The sequence below is a fragment of the Bacillus canaveralius genome (assembly GCF_002860125.1).
In the GTDB taxonomy this organism is placed as follows: domain Bacteria; phylum Bacillota; class Bacilli; order Bacillales; family Cytobacillaceae; genus Bacillus_BJ; species Bacillus_BJ canaveralius.
The window spans coordinates 1-4,044 of sequence record NZ_PGVA01000103.1 but is presented as its reverse complement, the minus strand read 5'-3'; the positions used below and the strand labels follow the sequence as shown (position 1 = coordinate 4,044).

At 39.8% G+C, this 4,044-nt stretch carries 4 protein-coding genes; all 4 read left to right on the top strand.

What is annotated here, in order from left to right:
- Window positions 1-272: 272 nt before the first annotated feature.
- Window positions 273-1,106 carry a carbohydrate ABC transporter permease gene (locus tag CU635_RS23045; protein ID WP_101579673.1) on the top strand — a complete coding sequence of 278 codons (834 nt, stop codon included), beginning with the start codon at window positions 273-275 and terminating at the stop codon, window positions 1,104-1,106.
- A 14-nt stretch (window positions 1,107-1,120) separates the two neighbouring features.
- Window positions 1,121-2,026 (top strand): carbohydrate ABC transporter permease, encoded by a 906-nt coding sequence (locus tag CU635_RS23040; protein WP_308303552.1) that lies wholly within the window; start codon window positions 1,121-1,123, stop codon window positions 2,024-2,026.
- Window positions 2,027-2,051: 25 nt separating this feature from the next.
- Window positions 2,052-3,350 (top strand): ABC transporter substrate-binding protein, encoded by a 1,299-nt coding sequence (locus CU635_RS23035; RefSeq protein ID WP_101579671.1) that lies wholly within the window; start codon window positions 2,052-2,054, stop codon window positions 3,348-3,350.
- The coding region (locus CU635_RS23030) for a PHP domain-containing protein (RefSeq protein WP_142383186.1) at window positions 3,350-4,044 on the top strand (695 nt) is incomplete at its 3' end. The genes CU635_RS23035 and CU635_RS23030, both read left to right, overlap by 1 nt.

The following is a 4,044-nucleotide window of genomic DNA, read 5'->3' as shown; positions in this document are numbered from 1 at the left end:
GATGACCCGCACGTACGGATCTGTGAGAGGCGCATGAAATTGTTCATGCGCCTACTCTATTTTTTGTTAACAGTTGTAAAAATGAGGGAATGATTGTTTTTTACATATAAATCACAATAATTTACTGTCTATTAATAATTAATTAACAATATTTGTGTACTATTGTGGAGAAATGAGTGAAAATGTGATAAAAAATGATGATTTGTTGAATTTAGGAGGTGCGTTAGTTGCTGAAGAGTAAATATAAACAAATTCTTACAATCTTACTTTTTATGTTGCCTGCTCTTATACTTTTACTGTTATTTTGGTTTATTCCAATGGCAGTATCACTATTTATTAGTTTTACGGACTGGGATTACATAAGTCCAACATTTTCATTTGTCGGGTTAGAAAACTATAGCAGTTTGTTTACAGACAAAGAATTTTACAAGGTACTTTTAAATACCCTGTCCTTTGTGGTATTTACAGTAGTACCAATAATGGCAATTGGACTAGGACTAGCTTTAGCACTAAATAAAAAGGTAGCAGGAAGTACAGTTTACAAAGCAATTTTATTTTCGCCCTGGGTAACTCCGATGGTGGCGGTATCCATTGTTTGGTCATGGATTTTCCAACCGGAAGTCGGACTTCTCAACTTTCTTCTTTCCGCATTGGGATTACCAAAAATAGATTGGCTTGGAAGTTCAACATGGGCTATGCCCGCAGTAATTATTGTAACGGTGTGGAAGGGGATCGGTTGGGTGATGATTTTCTATTTAGAAGCACTGCAGCGCGTACCTGTTGATTTGTATGAGTCAGCATCAATCGATGGGGCGCCAAGGTGGAGAAGATTTCGTCATATAACCCTTCCAATGATTTCTCCAACCACGTTCTTTTTATTGATTGTGACTACAATTGATGCGTTACAAGCCTATGACCAGATTCAAGTATTAACTCAAGGCGGTCCGGCAGGGAGTACAAGAACGCTGCTTTATATGTACTATCAGCTGGCATTTGAACAGTTCAATATGGGGCAAGCAACAGCGGTTGCAACGCTATTAGTACTGATAACTGCTTTATTGTCAGCAATTCAGTTCTTGACTTCTAAACGTTGGGTTCATTACTAAAAAAGAGAAAGCAGGTGACAAAGTTGGACGAGGTTGTTGTTGTGGCAAAAGAAGAGTCTCCTAAACTTCAGATAAGAGAAGCACTTACATTTTCAAAAATGATGAAAAAAACAGTACGTCATATTTTATTAATCTTATTCAGTGTGATGACGGCATTCCCGTTTTTGTGGATGCTGGTAAGTGCTATCAAAACAACTGACGAAATCTGGAAGTTCCCGCCTTCGTTTTGGCCTGCGAAACCACAGTGGCAAAATTTTATAGAGGCCTGGAACAGCGCTCCTTTTGGATTGTATATGTTCAACAGTATGTTTACTGCAACTGCGATTGTGTTGTTTCAAATTATTAGCGCAGCTATGATGGCCTATGCTTTTACTCAATTTCGATTTAAAGGCCAAAAGATGCTCTTTGCTCTTATTTTAGCGGTGTATATGCTGCCTGCTGCGGCAACGTATGTTCCGAGTTATGTGATTTTATCAAAACTGAATATGCTTGACAGCTATCAAGGCATGATTATTTCAAACGCAGTCAGCGTTTTCGGTATCTTTTTTATCAGACAAGCATTTTTACAAGTACCTGCAGAAATGGTTGAAGCGGCAAAGGTGGACGGAGCGAGTCATTGGACCGTTCTTTGGAAGGTTTTATTTCCAATGACAAAGTCGTCTTTTTTAACATTTAGCTTAATAAGCTTTGTTCAAATGTTTAATAACTATCTCTGGCCTTCGTTAATCTTGAAAAGCCAGGATAAATTTTTGATTACGATTGGACTTCGCCAATTCTTCATTGAAGGCGGGGCATATGGAATTAAGTGGCCTTTAGTGATGGCAGCAAACGTATTCGCGGTTGCTCCGCTTCTGCTGCTGTTCTTTGTCGCGCAAAAATGGTTTATCAAGGGAATAAATGATCGCGGTGTTAAAGGTTAAAAACATTTAACGGAGGATGAGAACCATGAAGAAAAACTTTTTGAAAAAGGCGATGCTGGCTTGTGCATCAGGAATTATGTCGTTATCTCTATTAGCGGGGTGCGCGAACGAAGAGACCACAAACAGCAATGGTCCGGTTGAAATTGAATTCTGGTACGGACTTGGCGGCAAATTGGGAGAAAATATGCAAGAAAAAATTGAGAAATTCAATAAATCCCAGGATGAAGTAATTGTGAAGGGAGTAGCGCAAGCAGATTATACGGAAACGTATCAAAAGCTGCAAGCAGCAAGTGCTTCAGGGCAAACACCCGCAGTGGCTCTTTTAGAGCATGCAACTGCAAATGCTTTGGCAAATAAACAAGTATTAGCTCCGCTGGAGTCTTTCATTGAGAAAGATAAGGAATCTAGCGTAGAAGATTTTATACCTACATTTTTAGATTTAGGAAAAGCAAATGATAAACAATACGCATTACCGGCTTATGGCACAACACAAGTACTTTATTATCGAAAGGACATGCTTGAAAAAGCAGGGATTGATCCTTCTGCTTTGAATACCTGGGAATCGTTAGGGGACGCGGCTAAAAAGCTGAAGGAAGAACAAGGAGTTTTCGGCTGGGAACCAATGTGGGGAAGTCTTAACTTAATTGATGCTTCGTTGAGTGCTGGAGGAAAAATCTTAAGTAACGATGGCAAAGAAGTGATGATCGATTCAGAGGAATGGGTGAACACATGGGAGTTTTTCCGCAAAACCATTCACGAAGATAAAACAATGCGCATTCACCACGGTGGACAAGGCTGGGAATATTGGTATAAGACAATTGATGATGTGATGCAGGATCGTGCAGCCGGTTATACAGGCTCAAGCGGGGATCAGGGAGACTTGGACTTTACTAAAATTGCAGCTTATCCGCAGCCAGGCTGGGAAGACCATCAAGCAGCTCCACAGGCAGACGCACAAATGCTGGTTATTCCTGCAAAAGCGTCAAGCGAACAACAAGAAGCAGCATATAAATGGATGAAATACTTCACAAGCTCTGAAGTTACTGCAGATTGGTCTATGAAAACAGGCTACATCGCCGTGCGTCAATCAGCTACAGAAGTTCCGGCGTATAAAGAGTTTTCACAAAAAAATCCACAAATCCTTGTTCCGCTAGAACAAGCACAGCATGCAACACCAGGTTTTATTGACCCGACAGGCGGAAAGATTTTAGATGCTCTTTCAAAAGCCGCAGATAAAGTAGAAATTGAAAACATTCCTGCAACACAAGCGTTAAAAGAAGCGAAAGAGGAAGCACAGAAGGCATTAGATGAGGCTGGTAAATAATGATTAGCACAACACATCAGTTTAAACAAAAAATAAGTAATGAATCTCAGCTCCCTATCTTTTATCATCATTTTACTCTTACAGAAAAAATGAATTGGATTCATTTTGAAGTCGAAACAAGCAGAGCCTGCTGGTTTAGCATGCTTTTATTTGACCCGCATGGAGTTCTGCGTTTGCAATATATGTACGGGAAATCTCCAAAAGGGATTGTGCTGCATGAAGATACTCGTCATTCAAGTGCAGCAACACTGCCTGGACCGCTGCCTTTAGGAGAATGGACATTAGAAGTATATGTAACAGACAAACCGACAAGTAACATAGTAAAAAAAGAATTGGATTATCAAATTGTGTGCGAAGCGGGCAGTCAAGAGCTGCCTGCCAAAACAGAAGATATTGTACCGTTTGGGGCTCATAAGTGGGCTGAGTATGATCCTAATGGTCTTGTATTAAATTCATATAATTGGGATGAAGTCGTCAATAAGGAAGAAAGATGGTATAAAGGAGATTTTCATACCCATACGATTTTATCTGATGGCAGCATGACACAAGAAGCCAATCTGAAAATAGCTAAACAACAGCAGCTTGATTTCTTTGTAGCTACGGACCATAACATTATCTCCACGTCATGGGCCACTAGCGTTGCATTAAATAAAAGCGAATTTGTCAAGCTCAAATCAAATAAATTTATTTTGAA